At 41.9% G+C, this 18,902-nt stretch carries 10 protein-coding genes; 4 read left to right on the forward strand and 6 right to left on the reverse strand.

Annotation, left to right across the window (positions count from 1 at the left end):
- Positions 1-219: 219 nt before the first annotated feature.
- From ACKWBX_RS17380 to ACKWBX_RS17405, 6 genes are read right to left on the reverse strand one after another with little or no spacing between them, the layout of a single operon-like run.
- Positions 220-732, reverse strand: coding sequence for a hypothetical protein (locus ACKWBX_RS17380; RefSeq protein ID WP_413969997.1), 513 nt, complete (start codon positions 730-732; stop codon positions 220-222).
- Positions 722-1,927: a hypothetical protein gene (locus ACKWBX_RS17385; RefSeq protein ID WP_413969998.1), complete on the reverse strand. Its 1,206-nt coding sequence runs from the start codon at positions 1,925-1,927 to the stop codon at positions 722-724. The genes ACKWBX_RS17380 and ACKWBX_RS17385 overlap by 11 nt, the downstream gene beginning before the upstream one ends.
- Positions 1,927-4,098 (reverse strand): type II secretion system protein GspD, encoded by a 2,172-nt coding sequence (locus ACKWBX_RS17390; RefSeq protein ID WP_413969999.1) that lies wholly within the window; start codon positions 4,096-4,098, stop codon positions 1,927-1,929. The genes ACKWBX_RS17385 and ACKWBX_RS17390 overlap by 1 nt, the downstream gene beginning before the upstream one ends.
- A 9-nt stretch (positions 4,099-4,107) precedes the next feature.
- On the reverse strand, positions 4,108-5,520 hold the full coding sequence (locus ACKWBX_RS17395) for a GspE/PulE family protein (protein ID WP_413970000.1): 1,413 nt from the start codon (positions 5,518-5,520) through the stop codon (positions 4,108-4,110).
- Positions 5,521-6,003 (reverse strand): hypothetical protein, encoded by a 483-nt coding sequence (locus tag ACKWBX_RS17400; RefSeq protein WP_413970001.1) that lies wholly within the window; start codon positions 6,001-6,003, stop codon positions 5,521-5,523.
- Complete coding sequence (locus ACKWBX_RS17405; RefSeq protein ID WP_413970002.1) at positions 6,003-6,410, reverse strand: hypothetical protein; 408 nt, start codon at positions 6,408-6,410, stop codon at positions 6,003-6,005. The genes ACKWBX_RS17400 and ACKWBX_RS17405 overlap by 1 nt, the downstream gene beginning before the upstream one ends.
- A gap of 223 nt (positions 6,411-6,633) precedes the next feature.
- On the opposite strand from ACKWBX_RS17405, the gene ACKWBX_RS17410 reads away from it, so the two are divergent.
- The 4 genes from ACKWBX_RS17410 to ACKWBX_RS17425 are packed head-to-tail and all read left to right on the forward strand — an operon-like array spanning position 6,634 to position 18,901.
- Complete coding sequence (locus ACKWBX_RS17410; RefSeq protein WP_413970003.1) at positions 6,634-8,025, forward strand: fibronectin type III domain-containing protein; 1,392 nt, start codon at positions 6,634-6,636, stop codon at positions 8,023-8,025.
- 38 nt (positions 8,026-8,063) lie between these two features.
- Positions 8,064-9,218 (forward strand): LamG-like jellyroll fold domain-containing protein, encoded by a 1,155-nt coding sequence (locus tag ACKWBX_RS17415; RefSeq protein WP_413970004.1) that lies wholly within the window; start codon positions 8,064-8,066, stop codon positions 9,216-9,218.
- Positions 9,219-9,271: 53 nt separating this feature from the next.
- Positions 9,272-13,102 carry an RHS repeat domain-containing protein gene (locus ACKWBX_RS17420; RefSeq protein WP_413970005.1) on the forward strand — a complete coding sequence of 1,277 codons (3,831 nt, stop codon included), beginning with the start codon at positions 9,272-9,274 and terminating at the stop codon, positions 13,100-13,102.
- Between the two features lie 39 nt (positions 13,103-13,141).
- Positions 13,142-18,901, forward strand: coding sequence for a DUF6443 domain-containing protein (locus ACKWBX_RS17425; protein ID WP_413970006.1), 5,760 nt, complete (start codon positions 13,142-13,144; stop codon positions 18,899-18,901).
- Position 18,902 lies beyond the last annotated feature (1 nt).

Here is an 18,902-nt window from a genome sequence, read left to right on the forward strand (position 1 = left end):
CGATTGGCCTACTGCGAGTACTTCGATTAGCTCAAGGAGTAAACGTTCAAACTGAAAAAGTCCTGATAATCAATACTTTAAATCGAATTGCCCTGTTTAGGTGATACCTTGGGATTCGAACATATAAAATAATGATATCTAGTAATTTACCGTTGTATTATACTCAAAACCCCTTAGGGGAATAGCTTGAATCAATTCAATATAATATTGAATCACTAATCACTTCACTTGTTGCACAAAGACAATTGCTCCAAGACTATACCTGTTCGTTCTATAATTTTTCTTTTTTTGAAAATCGATATGAACAACTTCCCCAAAGTTCCCTTTTTGTTCAATGGCATGTACAACCTTTAAAATATCGGTATAATTGCCATTAAGATTAAAACTATAGGTGTGTAGGCTATTATCTCCCATTTCGTAAATATGGGGCTGATTAAAATCCATGACGATAACCTTGTTTTTTGTTGCTTCTTGATTTATGGTTCGTAACAAGTTGTTCTGTACCGAGGTATCGACCAAATCCATTTTGACCAAGAGGGAATCATAATGTGCATTTCTTTGACCTAAAACGGAAAGTTTTTTAGGGATATCCTTAAACTGTTCCACTTGGGCGTTCAATCGTTGGGACTCCTTTCGCAACAACAAGGTCTTGTTGATTGCCAGATAGTAGCTTGCCAATAGCAAGACCACTAGCCCTAGGAACAATAGTTTATTTTTATTGTCAATCTTCATGAAAACCGATTTCAATTAAAAAATTCGAGGTGCTTTTTCCGGCATAGTCATAATCCAAAGTTTCCACGGAACCGATCCATTCCTGTTTTTCGAGTTCCTCCACCCAGAATGAAAAGTCATTAACGTCTTTTGAAATTCCGGATACCAAGAGTGTTCCTTCTTGTAGAAGAACGGGCTTATTTTCCCGTACGGGTTTTGTTAAAGGGCGATACTTGATTTCACTTAACATGATCGATGTTGGAACATGTTGCGCAAATAAGTCCAAGTAGTAGGTGGCCTTAGAATTCGATGATTTGCTCAAGGCTTCTACGCGTTCCTGTTTTCGTTTCACCGAAGCGTCCAGAAAAGTCAGCTCGTCCTTTTTGGAACTTGTTGCTTCCACGGCAGCATTGAGTTGTCCTATTTTTTCGTGAAAGGAATTGTAAACAAAGAAATTCACCAAAAGAAGAACAATAAAGAAAATTAATGAAAATTTCAGGACTTGATCAAAGATGCGATAGTTTTTGAACTCCCATTCCAACGTATCCGTGACCTCTCCAAAATTGGTATTTCTATTTTGTGGATTCAGGTTTGCCAAAATTTGTGCAAAAGGAAGCAAGTATGTGCTTGACAGTTCTAGGCCATTGATATTGTAAAGCTCTTTGTATTTTGATTCAATTGCTGAAACCGTCAAAATGGATTGATCTATAATACCCACTTTACGATTGGAGACCAGAACTTCCTCTTTGTGCAAATAGGGAGCCACATTTTTTAAAGCGGAAATTCCCAATGAGAACGCGGCTATTTTAATTTTTGAATCCGATAATTTTTTTAATGTGGAATCAATCAGCTCTTTTCGCGAGATTGATACAATGGGATTATTTTCCAACTGGATAACCTCATAATAGAAGTTGCCCAAATCAATGTTCGGAAACGCTTGATTGACGATTTCCTCTAAGTTATCGGAATTGCTCGATTCCACTTTTTTGGTGAGGATTCCAGAGGTATTGATGCATAGTAGAACAGGGTATTTTTTTTGAACGTTCATCGGGATTTCCTCCAAAGAGTCTATCTCTTTTTTATTGGTAATCCGTAATTCGCCCTTATGTCTTTTAAGTTCCAAAAGAAAATAGACCTCCCGATTATCGGATTCTGAAATTTCCAGCCCCGTATAGGTAAACCCCTCCTTCAAATATGTTCGAAATCTTTTGACCATTAGTATATTACCGTAGGTTTTATCAGAATAGTCAACTTCTGTTTTGTGTCTTCCCGTTTTCTCTTACTGAAGAGCCATTTGATTACGGGAATTCTGGCTAAAAGTGGCACTCCGCTTCCAGAGTCGTTTTTAACTTTTTCCTCTAGCCCTCCTAGCACGGCAAGATCCTGGTTTTGCATTCGTATGATAGAGCTGAACTCCCTAGAAGTAAGTCCGGGAGGTGCGTCGTCTTCAATGCGTTCACCACTGAAATCGGATTGTATGACATTAATGTCCAAAGTGACTTGTCCGTTCCCCGATACTAGCGGTTTTATGCTTACGGCCAGTTCGGCATCTATAGGTTCATAATTTCTAATTTCCGATGTGGTCGGGATTTGGGAACCAAAAAAGTTTTGATTGGTAACAACGTAGTACGTGGTCTCACCTATGGAAAGATGTGCCCTGTGCCCATTTAATGTCGAGAGCTTGGGTGTGGAACGGATTTTAAGGTTTCCATTTTCTTCCATTGCCTTGATATTTGCAAAGAATTCCGGTACCACTTGACCGATATTAAAAGAACCAAACCCATCAAAACCACCTATAATCTTATTTACGGTGTTTGCTCCAAGCGTAACATCCGTTTCCGGGAATAATTTTCCACCGGTATTCACCGGACTCTCACCTATGCCCCAACTTATTCCTGTTTCTACCGTTGCCGATTTTCGAACTTCGATTAGCATCACCTCAATAAGGACAACCGGGACCGGCTTGTCAATCTCTTTGATAAATTTTCTAAACCTATTTATTTTAGAGGCCGGACCGCTCACCAAAAAGCTGTTGAGCTCAAAGTCCACCCGAATGTCCAAATCGTTTTTTAATTCATCGGGAAGAATACTGATCAAGGCCTCCGCACCATCTTCGTAAGAATCGAAACTTCTTCTGTCGGTATTGATGTTCCTTCGGTTCCCGATACCCTGCTGCCCCAATCCATTTGGGGAATTCCCGTTTCCAAAATAATTGACGTTACCGCTATTGGTCCTTCCGGCCGTTCGGTTGTTTGTAGAGTATTGTGAAGGATCGCTAAGAAGCTCGACAGAGCGATACATCATCTGTACGACTTCTACTTCTCTTAAACTGAGTTGATTGGCCGTACCAAAAAAATAGATGTTGTTCTCTTTCTTAAAGGTAAAATTGTCCGTTGACAAGATATTTGTTGTAGTGGGACCATTTTGTCTGGCCGATTGATTCCTGTTCGTAGGGTTTTGTTCTATTGGATCAGAAGTAGTTTCCTGACTCTCAAAAATCAACTCCAACATATCATCAAAGAAGATTTTCTCTGCATTGAAAGTTATGTTACCTGCCAAATCCAAAGGGGTAGCGGTATAAACATCCAAGTCCAGGTCATAACTCAAATCATTTATGATAGAGGCGATAGGAGTATTTTTAAAATCAACGTTTATGACCTTGTTGATGGTATCCAATACTTTATAGCTTGGATTTCCAAATGCCAAGACACGTTTTCGTTTCCCCCCCAAACCGTTATTTGACACTTCCGGACTATTGAACAGGTGAAAACCGTCCTTGGATTTCGAATATAGGATACCATTGGATTGTGCCATTTTTTCCATAGCGGTATCAAAGGGAATGTTATTTAGATAGAGGTTTAGTATACGGCCCTCCATCCCTTGGGAAAATAATAAGTTCTTGCCCGTTTCATCCATAATCTTTCGAAATACCTTTTCCAAAGGGTCATTCTGCAGATCTAATGAAATGGATTCGTTGCTGGGATTATAAATGACATTAATGGCCTTCTCCACAGGTTCGGGAACCGGCTCTATGTATTTCTTTATGGAAAGAATATTCCCGGTAAACTCAATATCAAGTTTGTATTCTTTACAGAGATAAACCAGTAGGTCGGCAACAGTGACATTGGCAAAATTATTGACAATGGTAATATTGTTTAGGTTTTGGGAAACGTTCAGGTTTAAACCGTGCACTTTGGAAACTGCGAGCAAAAAGTTGGGCAAGGTTACATTGGTAACATTGATTTCCAATTTTAAATCTTCCTTCAACTCGGAATTCTCTTCGGAAAGGAGTTCCAATTGATTTTGGATACGCTGTATACGGTTCAATTCTTGTCCACGCAAAAGCATTACGGTCAAAAGGAAAAAGAAAGTCAGTATTTTTTTCATTCGTTAGGGTCAGTCGATTAATAGGGAATGTACCTCTTCCACAGAAGTCACTCCGCTCTGTATAAGCTGTATCGCATTTTCTTTCAAGGAGCCAATTTCTTTTTCGTCCAGATAGTCTTCTATGCCTAGATGGTTTTCTTTGATAGGAACTAAAAGATCTTGTGTTATCGGAAGGATTTCATAAATGGCCTTTCTGCCATGATATCCAGTATGGTGACAAGTATTACAACCTATGGGTTTAAAATTTGTATTCAGATATTCCGGAATCGTAAAGTTTTCTGGGAACAAGGAGGTGTCCAAAGGAATTTCCCTCTTACAATCATTACACAGTTTCCGGACCAAGCGTTGGGCCACACTCATATTTAGGGTACTGGCAATCAGAAAGGAAGGGATACCCATGTCTATCAATCTGGAAATGGTTGCCCAAGCAGAATTTGTATGTATGGTCGATAATACCAAATGACCGGTCAGAGCCGCTCTAATGGCCATATTCGCTGTTGCGACGTCGCGAATTTCCCCAAGCATGATAATATCGGGGTCTTGTCTAAGGAACGTCTTTAAGGTATTGGCAAAATCCAGACCGATATTTTCTTGGAGCTGCACCTGGTTAACTCCTTCCAAGGTATATTCAATGGGATCTTCAACCGTTAGAATATTTGTTCTGTCATCGTTCAGGTGCTTTAGGCTTGCGTATAAGGTTGTAGTCTTTCCAGAACCCGTAGGACCTGAAATCAGAACAATTCCGTTGGGTTTCTTGATATTCTCTTCAAACCGTTTTAATTCTGTTTTGGTAAATCCAAGAGATTGTAGATCCAATGCCTCGGTGTCTTTGCTCAGTAAGCGGAGCACTAATTTTTCGCCGTACAGTGTGGGTAGGGAAGATACCCGTATATCGAATTCCGTATTGGATGTCTTTATGGAGATCCGCCCGTCCTGCGGCAATCTTTTTTCCGCTATATCAAGATTTGCCTTGATCTTTATTTTATTGATGATCGTAGGATATTCGTCCATAGGGACGGAAAATTGTTCCATTAATTTCCCATCTATTCTAAACCGCACGCGACACCGCTTTTCATAGGACTCAAAATGGATATCACTACTCCCGATCTGTTTGGCCTGGAACAGGATTTTTTCCAAGAAATCGGAGGTATATTCCAGTTTTTTTCCTGTAGCGGCGAGTTGTTGTCTATAATTGGTGGATAGATATTTTTGTAATTCTTCCTTATTGCATTGTTGTAATATTACAGGAGTGTTCAAAACGATCTGTAGTTCCGCCAAAAGATTTTCCAATGCCTCGGTGTCAGTTTTTAAGACCATACCGTTATCGGAATTCGCTACTGGAACTATCCGGTAGTGAAAAGCTTGTTCAGCGGTAATACGCTGTTGTAGTTTGTTGGGTATACTATAGCTGTTCAACGACATTTATATAAGGTATAAGGAAGGGGAATTGGGCAAAAAACTAAATAACAGCACCATTATCAAAAAGATGCCCATAAAGCCTGCCAAGGGCACGGTATTCATTTTACTATTCCGTTTGAAGGCTATATAGGTGATAAGGGAGAATAAAATGGCTCCCACAAACAACAGTATGAAGGTAAACGGAGGGAAGCCCAATGCAAATGCATAAAAAAATAGCAAATCGCCTAGACCGAAACTTTCGTTTATAAAACCCTTTTTACGTATGGCCTTGGTATAGAGAAAAAGTGTAAGCAATACCATTGTCACCAGAAGAATGTTTAAACCCACCATGATGAAATATTGTTGTACGTGAATATGTTTGAGGAACATAAAACCTAGGAAAACACCCATTAGTAGAAAAAGAATCCAATAGACCATGCGCTCCTTTATGTCTTGGAAGGCTATGGAACCGAGAATGAGACCGACAATCAACTTCAATAGTATCATTAGTCCTTTATGATTTGCTTGGGATTTCCCTGCTCGTCAATTTCCCAAACGTTAAGAATACCGTCTCCGTCAAAATCCGTGACCGCTTCTGCCCGGGCTTTAAAGGAACCGTTTTCGGCACTCGTAATTTCGTACCTATAATTTGCCGTACCGTTTTCCTTAACGGTTTTTGGGGCCACAAAATCCAGTTCGTTAAAATCGGCGGTATACTTGCTATACATATAATTATAGGTTGTTTCCGCATTGTAAATAGCTTTTAATTGCGTTTGTGCCTCCAAGCTTTTCGCTTTTGAAATTAAGGGCATCAAATTGGGAAGGGCCAACAAGAGAAGGATTCCTATAATAGCCAGAACAATCAATGTTTCTTGAAGGTTAAGGGCGGGTATTTTTTTACGGGATAGACTCATAAGATGCAAAATTTTAGGGATTTGCAAAAGCCTTTCTATAACAAAAATTGTAGGAAAATATTGTTTTAAAATAAATATAAAATTGTATATAATTAAAAATCAATATATTATAAATAATACAGAAAAAAATAATGTTAAAGACAAAATAATCCTACAAAAAAAACGATTTGTTAAGGTATTCCTAAATACGGCAGACTTTTAATTTTTCATTAAACAATTCAAAATGAACAAACAGACATCGTTTTTAGCCAGCATCGTTTTCATTCTTATTGCATTTCAAAGTACAAACGCACAGACCGATTTTATTGATACGTCCGCTTGGACCGTAGGAAGTGGTTCTGTTTCCGGGTTCACCAGGTATGGTACGGATAACATAAATATAAGGGAGCAGGGAACCGACCCGTTCAATAATCAAAGCATAGTATGGAAAGCTTTGCGAAACAGTTCTGGGGCCAAAGGAGGGTGGTACACAAATAATATAGCGATAGACCCGACCAAGACTTACCGTTTTAGTGTATGGGTCAAAAAAACGAACTCGCAAGATGGCATTATCATTTTTGCGCCTAATATCTATGATTCCGGTTCTTCCAATGCCGGTCTGAACCTCAATGGGTCCAATGCGACCAACCCCTTGTTCGAGGCCGGTGATACGCCGGAACTGAACAAATGGTATCTCTATATCGCCTTTATTCATGGCAATGGCTATTCCGGATCCAACCTAGGTGGGGTATATGACCCTGCAACTGGACAAATGGTCCTGAACGGAACCGATTACCAATTTTCGTCAGCGGCCTCCATAGTACGCTTAAGAACCTATATGTATTCTGGAACCGATACCAGTGATGAAATGATTACGTTCGGTCCCTCAATGTACGAGGTAAACGGCCAGGAACCTACCATACAGGATTTGATAAATGGGCCAAATAATACTAGTGATACACAGTCCCCGACCGCAGCCACGTTGACCAGTACTGGCCATACCGATACGACGGTCTCGCTTTCTTGGAGCGGTGCAACGGATAATGTTGGGGTTACCGGTTACAAAATATACTGGGACAATAGTTTGTTGACGACCTTGGGAACGGTGACCAACCATCAAGTGAGTGGATTGACGGCTTCAACAAGCTACCAATTCAAGGTAAAGGCGTTGGATGCCGCGGGCAATGAAAGTGGGGACAGCAATATTATAAGCATCACTACCGATTCGGATTCCGATTCTGGTGGCACTACCGGAAATTCGGTATGGTCGGTCAACGGCGCTACGGCAAGTTATTCGGACAATGTAGGCATCGGGACTACCGATACTGGTTCCTACAAACTGGCGGTCAATGGAAAAATCCGTACAAAAGAAGTCAAAGTAGAGGCTGCCAACTGGCCGGACTATGTCTTCAAAAAAGAGTACCAGCTCCCCTCATTGGAAGAGATTCAAAAACATATCGCCGAAAAAGGACACTTGCCGAATATCCCTTCGGCCAAGGAAGTTGAGAATAGCGGTATTGAACTCGGCGAAATGAACCGCTTGCTTTTGGAGAAAATAGAGGAGTTGACGCTTTATATCATTCAGCAGGAGACTAGAGTGTCGAGAATAGAAAAAATGGTTAAAGAAAAATTATAAATAAAAATCTGGTACAGAATTTTCCAATCCTTTTAAATATGAAAAAATCAAAACTGTTTATCGTATTTGCCATTATTTCATTTTTACATGCAAACACAAATGGTCAAACCACAGATCATTCCAATTTTTTGAACGGTTTGGTATCCGCCTATTCAATGGAGGATTCCGCTGTATTGACCGATGAATTTGGTACCAACAACGGTACGGTTAACGGTGCAACCACGGTCGCAGGCAACATTGGCAGTGCACTGAACTTTACGGGGTCACAAGCATCGATGGCGGTAATTCCCAGTTCCCAAAGTCTAGATCTTGACGGAACGGAAACGACTTTTATGGTAGATATATATCCCACTGCCAATGGTCAATCCGGGAAAAGTGTAATATTTCAGAAGGGAGTGGGAACAGTCGGTAATTATATTTACGGGGTAGCCTATACGAATTCGAATACGATAAGGCTCAGAAATAACATCAATGGTAGTGAAAAAGATTTTACAAGTTCAACGATCGCACCATTGGATACATGGTCCCGAATCATTGGTGTCTGGAAATCGGGGCAGCCAAGAATTATTAGGATAAATTCGGCAACGGATATAGAAGGTGTCGTCCACACAGGTACACATGGGGTGAGCCCTGACAGGGATGTTACCATTGGCTCTTATGATGTTTCTGGACCTGCCACCACCCGTAGTTTTACCGGCAGGATTGACAATGTGATGATCTGGAATCGGGCATTGACTACCGAAGAACAAAATACCCTCATAAATGACAATCTTGGTTTCTCTGATTTTAACGTTGCAACAGAACCAGGCGCCAGTGTTTGGTCTACCAACGGGAGTACGGCTTATTATAATGCAGGAAATGTTGCCGTTGGGATTAATACGGTGCCCAGTGGATACAATATGGCCATTAATGGCAAGCTGATTACAGAAGAAGTCAAGGTTCAGCCCAGCGGTAGCTGGCCAGATTACGTGTTTTCCAAAGAATATCGGCTCCCTTCCCTAGAAGATATCCAAAAACATATAGCCGAAAAAGGACACTTGCCCAACATGCCATCTGCGGAAGAGGTAGAGGCCGATGGCGTAGAATTAGGCGAGATGAACAAGCTCCTGCTAGAGAAAATTGAGGAGTTGACGCTGTATATAATTAATCAGGAAAAACGGATACAAACCTTGGAAGAAAAATCTACACCTTAAAGATTAATGTTAAAGAAATGTTCAAGCAGACAAATATTTAAAGAACCCAACAAATGAAGTATCTTTTATTGATTATAATAGTATTAAGTTCGGTTCGCATTTCCAATGCGCAATTGAACTCAACAGATTTAGCACCTGCCAATCCTGATGTTGCAGCCCTGACAAAATTTGTTGTTACCCCTGTTAATAAATATACGGGAATACCCAGTATTGGCATTCCATTGTATACGGTAAATGTTGACAATGTATCCCTCCCAATATCTATAGACTATCACGCCGGCGGTATTATGGTCAATGAAGAAGCCAGTAGTGTTGGTTTGGGTTGGGCACTAAATGCAGGTGGAGTTATTACCCGAACTATCGCAATGAATGATGATTATGATGTTGGCAGATTATTCCCTGATGCACCAGATGTGGTAAATCCACGTGACGGTTTTGTTGATTCTGATGGTGATTGTAACTTTTTAGTAAATGGGGTGCCAACCTATGTTAGAAATGTGGGCCCATCGGAGGGTACTAATGATGGATGGGAGCCCGATAGTGTTCCAGATACCTATTATTATAATTTTGCTGGGTACTCGGGTAGTTTTATGAGAGATGAAGATGGGACAATCAAGGAATTATCCAACAAAACTGACTTGATTATTTATATAGATGAAGGTGGAGGATCAATTAGAACTCCGGATGGTGCTACGTATGAATTTACCCAAAAACAATTCACATATCCAACTGGTGGTGTACTTGGTGTCGTTCAAAGTTGGTATTTAACGAAAATTACTTCAAACGTCGGTGCGGAAATTACCTTTGAATATATGGCAGATGGTAGGATTTCTAGAATACCTTCTTTCTTTCAAAGTTATACTGCTTATACCGGTACACTGGATACTACACCTGCTATATGGAACCAAGTAGGTCCAATCACACAGACAGACCAAGTTCTTTTAAAGAAAATAACTGCACCTAACATCAAAATCGAGTTCGATTATTCGGTCGATGGGGAGCGCGAGGATATAAAAAATTCACATAGTTTAAATGCGGTCAAAGTGTATGATTGTTTGGAAAAAGATAATAATAGTAACTGTATTAATCAAAAATTGGTTAAAAACTATGACCTTGTATATTCTTATTTCGGCAACAATACTGATCCTAGTTTATTTACTTCACAGTATAATTTAAATAAAGGCGATTACGCCGATTTTGTTAATGCAAATAGCGATCCAAGTGCCGTAGCGGATTGGAGTTCTTTTATTGATGGCAGTTTCTTAGGAAGTGATATCCGATTACGTTTAAAGTTGGATTCCATTATAGAAGATGATATAAAACCCTATTCATTCGTATATAATGAAAGTTCAGAATACCCTACAAAAACAACCTTGAGCCAAGATTACTGGGGTTTTTATAATGGGGTTTTTAACCCCAGCATTTTTATACCAGATATTACCAGTATCTATGCGCCAGGAGCAAAACCTGCCAAAAGATATCCTGTACAAAAGCATGCCAAGATATTTAGCTTAAATCGCATCAACTACCCAACAGGAGGTTATAAAAAAATAGATTTAGAGTTGAATACTTATGACCAGCAGTCAATTCCAGGGCCCTATGGCAATAGTCATCCATTTTCTGTTGACCCTACTACAGATGGTTTTAAGTTTCCCTCTATACACTCTGGAAACCTTGCAAGTGATTCTGGGCCCGATGATATACAAGAAATGACAATTGATTTTAATTTTGCAGAATTAGGAGGCACATCAGATGGTTATTTTAACATCACGGCTGATTTTGTTGTAATGAACCTTACGGAGAACCGTCAATATCAGTTTTCGCCTGCTCGGGTATGGTTGACCGATGAAAATAATAACTTAATTGATGGAATTAACGGGTTTAACCGCTATTTTACCTCATCTGTCACTTCAGAACCATTACTTCCACCAGAAAATGGGATTTTGGCTAGAAAATTTACAAAAAGGATTTTTGCAGACCATAATATAACTTATAGATTACATGCCTCTTGGGGCAGCTCGGCATATGTAGGTGATGTCTCGGTAAGGGCAGAATGGATCAGGTCTGCACATAGTCTTCCTTTTTCCTCTGGAGCGGGACTACGTGTAAAAAGCATTGCGGAATTTGATAGCGATAATAGAGAGGAGTTAAGGTCTGATTATAATTATCATACCAAACTTTCATCAGGTCATGAAAGGTCCAATGGCAATTTATTTTATTACCCAAGATATAGAACTGATGCTTTAAGCCTTGCAAAGGAGTTGACACCTTATTTAGCAAATCTTTATGCTGATCAACATCCACTATTAGCCAAATCAGAATCTTTAAATCCATTATTAAAAGAAACAGGGGGCTTTGTAGGATATACCAAAGTAGACGTAAAAAAGGTTTCGCGCTCTGGAGAGGATAATGGTCTATCGGAATATTATTATCACTGTTCGGTGCCACAAAAGGAGTTCTCCCCCGAACATAGAAGATTTTACAATAATATGGATTTTGTTTATGATTTTCCTGAAATAAAATATCCACATAATGGCTTATTGTCAAAGGAAATACACTATGATAATAATGGGAAACTAGTAAGAAAAATTGAGAATGATTATCAAATCAATGGAGTTCACTTTCCATCTGACGTAAATTTATCGGATTATCGTATACCATTATCAACTCCCCTACTTTCAATTGATTACAAAGAAATTTTTGATAATGCGGATTATATATTAGGATGGAAAACGTATCACGCTCCTATACCTCCTCTTGGCACTACAGGCGATAGGATTAATGGAAACGTGAGAAGAGTATTGGGAAATCGAACAGGTATAGGAATATATTCTCTAGCTGAATTGGATGAATATAGAGATAACCATAATGACAATAACCCACCTCAGCCATGGATTTATCATTCGGACGGACCAAACCATATAGCCAATTATGAAGAATATTTTGATTTTATATGTGGCCCTGCTTATTTCAAGTTTAGGTACCATCCCTATTATTCACATGTGGTACAGCCTAGTGCCACTAGAGAATTTGTTTATGATAGTAATGGGGAAAATCCTGTAGTATCAGTAAATAAGTTTTTTTATGATAGTCCCAATCACCTACAACGTACCGGTACGGAACTGATAGATAGCGAGGGCAATACTATTAAAACTAAAATATATTATCCAGATGATATTGATGGTGTCAACGGTTTAGTAGAGGGAGGTACACTCTCCACAGAAGCATATAATGCGATTGGCAAAATGAAAAGAAACGGAGAAAGTAAAAGAGTTGGCACCCCCATACAGACAGTAACAGAGTTGAATGGCGAGAAAAGTATAAAACGTATAAATTTTGAAGATTGGGGCCCCAACTCCAATAATGATGATGCCATTATTTCAGTAAAAACTATTCAAACCTCTAAAGGTGCAAATAGTTTAGAAGATCGGGTTGTATATCATGAATATGATGATGAGGGCAATCCATTGGAAGTTTCAAAAGCAGATGGTGTACACCTAGTTTATGTATGGGGTTACAACTATGAATATCCTATTGCTAAAATCGAGAATGCGACTTTTGAAGAAGGTTTTCCAACAACGATAACAACGCAACAACAAGGTCTGATAGATCAGGTAGTGGCCAATTCAGAACTTGACATTGATAAAAACTCTGAAGAAACCTTAATCGCCGCATTGGAAACTTTGCGTGAAGGTTTCCCCCAGGCCATGGTCACCACGTACACCTATGATCTCTTGGTAGGTGTGACCAGTATAACGGACCCCCGTGGGTATACGATGTACTATGCCTATGACGACTTGAATAGGCTCAAGGAAGTGCGGGACGGGAACGGTGACCTCGTGACCGATTACGAGTATCGTTACAAAGGGCAGATCAACGAGTAGATACACCCAAATCCTTAGAACCGATTAAACCAAAAAATCATGAAAATTTTGTTTCATATTAAATTTTTACCAAGCCTTGCACTTGTATTGCTCATGGGTTTAAGTGGCTTGACCAGTACATATGCACAGTATAGCATCAGCGGTGACGCAACGGTAGACTTGGGGGATACCCATCGTTACTATATCCAAGGAGGAGCCTATTCCAATCCCGATTGGAGCAGGACCCTGGGTACGGTCATCAGGGTGAACCCCACCTCCGGTTATGCGGACATTCAGTTCAACCAGGAAGGTCAGCGGCAGGTAATCGTTACGCTACAGGACCTCAATAACAATTTTCAATCGATAACGTTCCCGGTTACGGTGAACGGTCCGGTTCCTCCACCTTCCGATGCAATAGTACTTGAGCCGGGCTGCGGCAGTACCACCATGCGCTGGCCTAATGGAGTATCCCCGCCGAACGGTGTCGACTGGTTCTGGCAAGGTCTAAACTCAACGGGAAAGAGCAGGACCAACGGGACCAATAGTTATACCACCAACGTAGGGGGCACACATTGGATACGGGCACAGAATAAGTCCACACTGAAATGGAGCGAGCCGATAGGCTTTACCGTGGGTGTGGCAGGAGTGCCGTCACGGCCTACCGTACAATCTGTCGAAAACAGCTGCGGTAATACCAAGATCATTAGGAATAATCCTCCTACGAACAACATAACATGGTATTGGCAGAACAGTAGTACAGGGAAAAACGATACCAATGATGCCCCTTTTATCAACAGGAGTAGCGGAACCGTGGCCTATTTACGTGCAAAGGTGAACGGTACGGATTGCTGGGGCCCTACGCTCACAATAAACTATACGGTAAAGACCACACCATCCGTACCAAATGCTCCGGATGTATATAATGGGTGCAATGCCCCGAACGATATTACGCTTACTGCCAGTAATGTAAACCTTCCCCCCAATGATCCGGATATCGATATTCTTTGGTACACAGCATCAACGGGCGGCACTCCTGTACCGTCCATAAAAAGGACCAATGCGCCCCATCTTGTATCTGAAATAACGGTCAGTGGTCAGAACAGGTCGTATTGGATAAGCAGTTCCGATCATGGTTGTGAGAGTGACAGAATCGAAGTTAAGGCAATTTTTGAAGACAATACGATTCCGCAACTGGGGGTCGTAACGCCTACCTACCAAATTTGTCCCGGTGGTACGGCAATGTTGCAAGTAATAGGAGGTACCGGTGGCAATGGCACAGAATACCGGTGGTTTACCTCTCCTACTTCAAACAGTGCCGTGCATGTCGGCACAACAGGGGATTACAGTCCAGTCATGGGCACGACCGATGTGACCTATTACGTTGAGGCAACTATGACCTCTTCATTGGGATGTCTTTTTGAATCGGGGACACGGAAGACGGTAAGCGTGGACGTTACGGGAGTGGGTACGCCTTCCGTAAACGCACCGTCTAGGTGCGGTAGCGGTACAGCGACCTTTACCGCGACGGGAGTTGGTGGGGCCACATACAAATGGTACAATGCCTCCGGTACGCAACTCCTTTTCGAAGGCAATCCTTTTCAGACAACGGTGATCAATGAAACCACCGGTTATAAATTAAAGACTTTTGTAGGGGAATGTGAAGGTGAATTCGTCAATGTTGAAGCAACGGTTATTCCGTTAATTAGATGGTATTTGGATGCAGATGACGATGGCCATGCGGTTTCATTTATAGATGATTGTGCCAGCCCCGGGAACAACTACACTCAAACCGTATTACCGTTAGGCGATTGTAACGATAACGATTCCCGAATTAACCCTGATACCATTTGGTATGCCGATACCGATGGCGACGGTTATGGGGATATTAGCAGTCCAAGTACCCCTCAATGCGAGCAACCTGTTGGCTATGTTCTGAATTCGGACGATAATTGTCCAGATATAACATCTATATCAAATGAATGTATAGTGGCCGACCCCCTCGACCAGAACTACGTCTATACCCGTACCTACCAGGAAGAGCGGGATAGTGCACCAAATTTTTTCACAGAGGACGACGGTCTGATCCAAGAGATTACCTATTTTGACGGACTCGGAAGGCCCATGCAACAGACCGGGATCGCACAGTCACCGACCAAAAATACCAACGGTACCCCAAAAGACATCGTGACCCATATCGGTTATGACGGTTTTGGCAGGATGGACAGGGAGTGGTTGCCCATTAGCATGGGGGAAGCCGAAACTTTTGCCGGTTATCGCACCATCGATATGGAAGAGGCCACAAGAACCTATTACAAGACGCATCCCGATTACGGTACCGATTTCCCGAACCTGAGCGGTACCGATGTCAACGCGTACTCGCAAAAACTCTTTGAGCCCTCCCCGTTGAACAGGGTGCTAAAGCAAGCGGCACCCGGTGAGGATTGGAAACTGAACCCTACGGGCAACGATCATAGCATCGAGTTCGAATATCTATCGAACGTGACCTCTGACGAAGTACGCCTGTTCGAAGTGACCACCGTTTTTGCGGACAATACCTATACCCCAACGCTGGAATTCGGTACGGACAACGATGGTAACGAGCAGCAGTATTATGGAGAAGGCGAACTCTACAAGACCGTGACCAAGGACGAGAACCATACCTCCGGTAAAAACCATACTACGGAAGAGTTCACCGATAAACAAGGCCGTGTGGTACTCAAGCGTACCTATGCCGATGTTCCCGCCCTGGACCTGAACAATGACGGCGACACCGCTGATATAGGCGAACAGGCCCAGGCCGAGGCCCCGCACGACACCTACTACGTCTATGACGATTTTGGGAACCTTACCTATGTGCTCCCGCCTAGGATGAATGCCAGTGATCTGGGAAGGTCCATTGCGGATATCAGTAACGAACTGGACGATTTAGGGTACCAATACACCTATGACCACCGTAACCGCTTGGTCGTAAAGCAGCTACCGGGCAAGAAAGAGGAATACATCGTCTACAACAAACTGGACCAACCGATCATGACACAGGACGCCAACCAAAGGGACAAGTCCCCTGAGGAATGGCTGTTCACCAAATACGATGCCTTTGGCAGGGTGGCCTATACCGGAAAGGCCACAAGCCCCGACGATACCGCGAGAACCGCTATCCAAGCAGAGGTTGATGCCCAGACCGGAGATTTATGGGTGGAGCAATCAGGTGCGGCAACCAATTTTGGAGGTGCCACGGGCATATATTATGACAATGGTGCCTTCCCGACGCCGACGCCTACCCCGGTTACGGGTACGGTGCTCAGTGAGATCTTGACCATCAACTATTACGATGCCTATGTAGATCCTACGACCGGCGCACCGGCTTCCATCACCATTTTGGGGAGCGACCCTATGGTGGACCGGGCCAACAATGTAAAGGGCCTGCCTACCATAAGCAAGGTAAAGGTATTGGATACAGATGATTGGATCACTACGCTGACCTATTACGATAAAAAGGCAAGGCCAGTTTATTCCTACAGTAAAAATGATTATCTTGAAACCGTGGATATCGTGGAGACACAATTGGACTTTGTAGGCAGACCGTTGAAGACTAGGACGGCCCATACCCGTAACAACGCGACCGTTGTCACTATCGACAATTTCAGCTATGACCATGTGGGGAGGCTGTTGGCACAGACGCAATGCATCGGGGACGAGACCTTGGGTACGAGCTGTGATGGTGCAGGTGGCGGACTGCCAATGAACCTGCCATTGAGTGGCTCCATCAACTCGGCACAGGTGGCTACCCAGAGCATTACCGTAACCGAGGCCACCTTGACCGATGGCGCACGTTTGTATATCGATGCCAACGGTTCCGGTGGAAGTGGCGGTACGGAAGAGCTCATTGCCTATAACGAATATGATGATCTGGGTCTTTTAAAGGAGAAAAAAGTAGGGGGACTGCCCAATACGGATTATGCCGCTACGGCAGGCCTACAGACCGTAAATTATACCTATAACGTCAGGGGATGGTTGCGGAACATAAACGATGATCCTTTTGTGGATAACGACCTTTTTAATTTCACTATAAAGTACAACGACCCTACCAATTTTGGAGGTAACGAGAACCCAGAGCCGTTGTACAATGGTAACATTTCCCAGACCTTGTGGCAGACCCAAAGTGCGAACACCTCGGGCAATACGCCAAGTGAACGATATTCGTACCAGTACGATGCGCTAAACCGGATAACAGCGGCAGTGGATAATACTACCCACTATAACCTGATCAATGTCTCCTACGACAGGAACGGGAATATCTTTACTTTGGACAGAGAAGGCTTAAAGACGGGTGACAGCTCGTTCGGTACCATTGACAAACTCATCTATAGATATAACGGTAACCAACTCACCATTGTTGAAGATGAAAACGGTGGAGGAAGCGATAGCGTTGGGTTTATGGACGTTGATTATATGGGAAGTAACGAATATGTATACGACCAAAACGGGAACCTAACGTCCGATGCCAATAAAGGAATATCTGCGATTGAATACAACCACCTAAATCTACCAACGAAAATAACCGTAACAGGTACGAATGCAGGTACATTGGATTATGTTTATGCTGCCACGGGTGTAAAACTCAAAAAGGAGAACAGCAATGGCACGGTCACGGACTACGCAGGAAATTTTATTTACGAAAATGGAAGCTTGAAACAGTTTGACCAACCAGAAGGTTATGTGGAACCCAATGGACAGGGAGGCTATGATTACGTATATCAGTATAAAGATCAAGTAAATAATGTAAGACTATCGTATTCAGACCTTGATGGAAATGGTTCGATAAATCCGAGTACAGAGATTTTACATGAGAGAAATTACTATCCCTTCGGTCTCGAACACAAAGGGTACAACAATGTGGTGAGCGCCAACAGTAACAGCGTGGCTTCCAAGTTCAGGTACAACGGAAAAGAAATCCAAGAAGAGCTTGGACTTGATATGTACGATTATGGTGCGAGATTCTACGACCCAGCTTTAGGAAGATGGTTCACGCCAGATGCAATGGCAGAAAAATATTATGACCAATCTGTTTATACTTATACCGTAAACAATCCTATTCTTTTTATTGACCCAGATGGAAATCAAGTAGAAATGTGTTGTAAGGAGTTGCTAAATACTCTTAAAAGGTGGCAAAGTCAAGGAAGTGCTATGACAACCAGAACAAGTCAAGCTTTTGATAGAGTTGCACAGCCTTACAGAGATGCTTCACAATTGGCGAGTAATACAGCTACGCAAGTTGTTCGAACATACGAAAACACACAGGGAAGTTCATTACAGACAACAAAATCTCTTTATGGTGTTCAAGCCCAAATGGGAGGTTCAGGTGTAGGGCTTACAAGTGGTATGCGTGTTGCTACAAATAAAGTTGCTAATGTCGCTAATGCGACAGAAGAGGCAAGTGATGCAACCAAGGTCTTTAGGGTTCAGGGTGGTGATATGCCTAATGCCAGTAAACAACGATTTGCGGTAGATGGCGCAGGTGATTTAAGTATACAAGGTGATGATATGTTATTTGTGACCTTTGATGACAAAGCTAGAGCTGTACAATTTTTACAAAAAAGAGGTGAAAATGCAGAATTGATTAGTTTTAATGTTAGTAGTGAATTTGCAAATGAAATAAGAAATAATGCTGTTCCTCAAAGATTAGGTAGATTGAACCCAGGTTCACCACAACAAGTAGACCAAACAGTAACAAATAACTCATTTGGTATACCTAAAGAGTATTTTGAAAAGTTACTGAAAAGTATAGACCAAAGTAGTATAAATAGAACTGCGCAGTAGT

It is taken from the genome of Maribacter algae (assembly GCF_047345745.1).
GTDB lineage: Bacteria > Bacteroidota > Bacteroidia > Flavobacteriales > Flavobacteriaceae > Maribacter.

What these genes read in the sequence shown, in the direction of transcription:
- ACKWBX_RS17380 (WP_413969997.1), bottom strand. Translation starts at nt 732, where the DNA reads ATGAAGATTGACAATAAAAATAAACTATTGTTCCTAGGGCTAGTGGTC.
- ACKWBX_RS17385 (WP_413969998.1), bottom strand. Translation starts at nt 1,927, where the DNA reads ATGGTCAAAAGATTTCGAACATATTTGAAGGAGGGGTTTACCTATACG.
- ACKWBX_RS17390 (WP_413969999.1), bottom strand. Translation starts at nt 4,098, where the DNA reads ATGAAAAAAATACTGACTTTCTTTTTCCTTTTGACCGTAATGCTTTTG.
- ACKWBX_RS17395 (WP_413970000.1), bottom strand. Translation starts at nt 5,520, where the DNA reads ATGTCGTTGAACAGCTATAGTATACCCAACAAACTACAACAGCGTATT.
- ACKWBX_RS17400 (WP_413970001.1), bottom strand. Translation starts at nt 6,003, where the DNA reads ATGATACTATTGAAGTTGATTGTCGGTCTCATTCTCGGTTCCATAGCC.
- ACKWBX_RS17405 (WP_413970002.1), bottom strand. Translation starts at nt 6,410, where the DNA reads ATGAGTCTATCCCGTAAAAAAATACCCGCCCTTAACCTTCAAGAAACA.
- ACKWBX_RS17410 (WP_413970003.1), top strand. Translation starts at nt 6,634, where the DNA reads ATGAACAAACAGACATCGTTTTTAGCCAGCATCGTTTTCATTCTTATT.
- ACKWBX_RS17415 (WP_413970004.1), top strand. Translation starts at nt 8,064, where the DNA reads ATGAAAAAATCAAAACTGTTTATCGTATTTGCCATTATTTCATTTTTA.
- ACKWBX_RS17420 (WP_413970005.1), top strand. Translation starts at nt 9,272, where the DNA reads ATGAAGTATCTTTTATTGATTATAATAGTATTAAGTTCGGTTCGCATT.
- ACKWBX_RS17425 (WP_413970006.1), top strand. Translation starts at nt 13,142, where the DNA reads ATGAAAATTTTGTTTCATATTAAATTTTTACCAAGCCTTGCACTTGTA.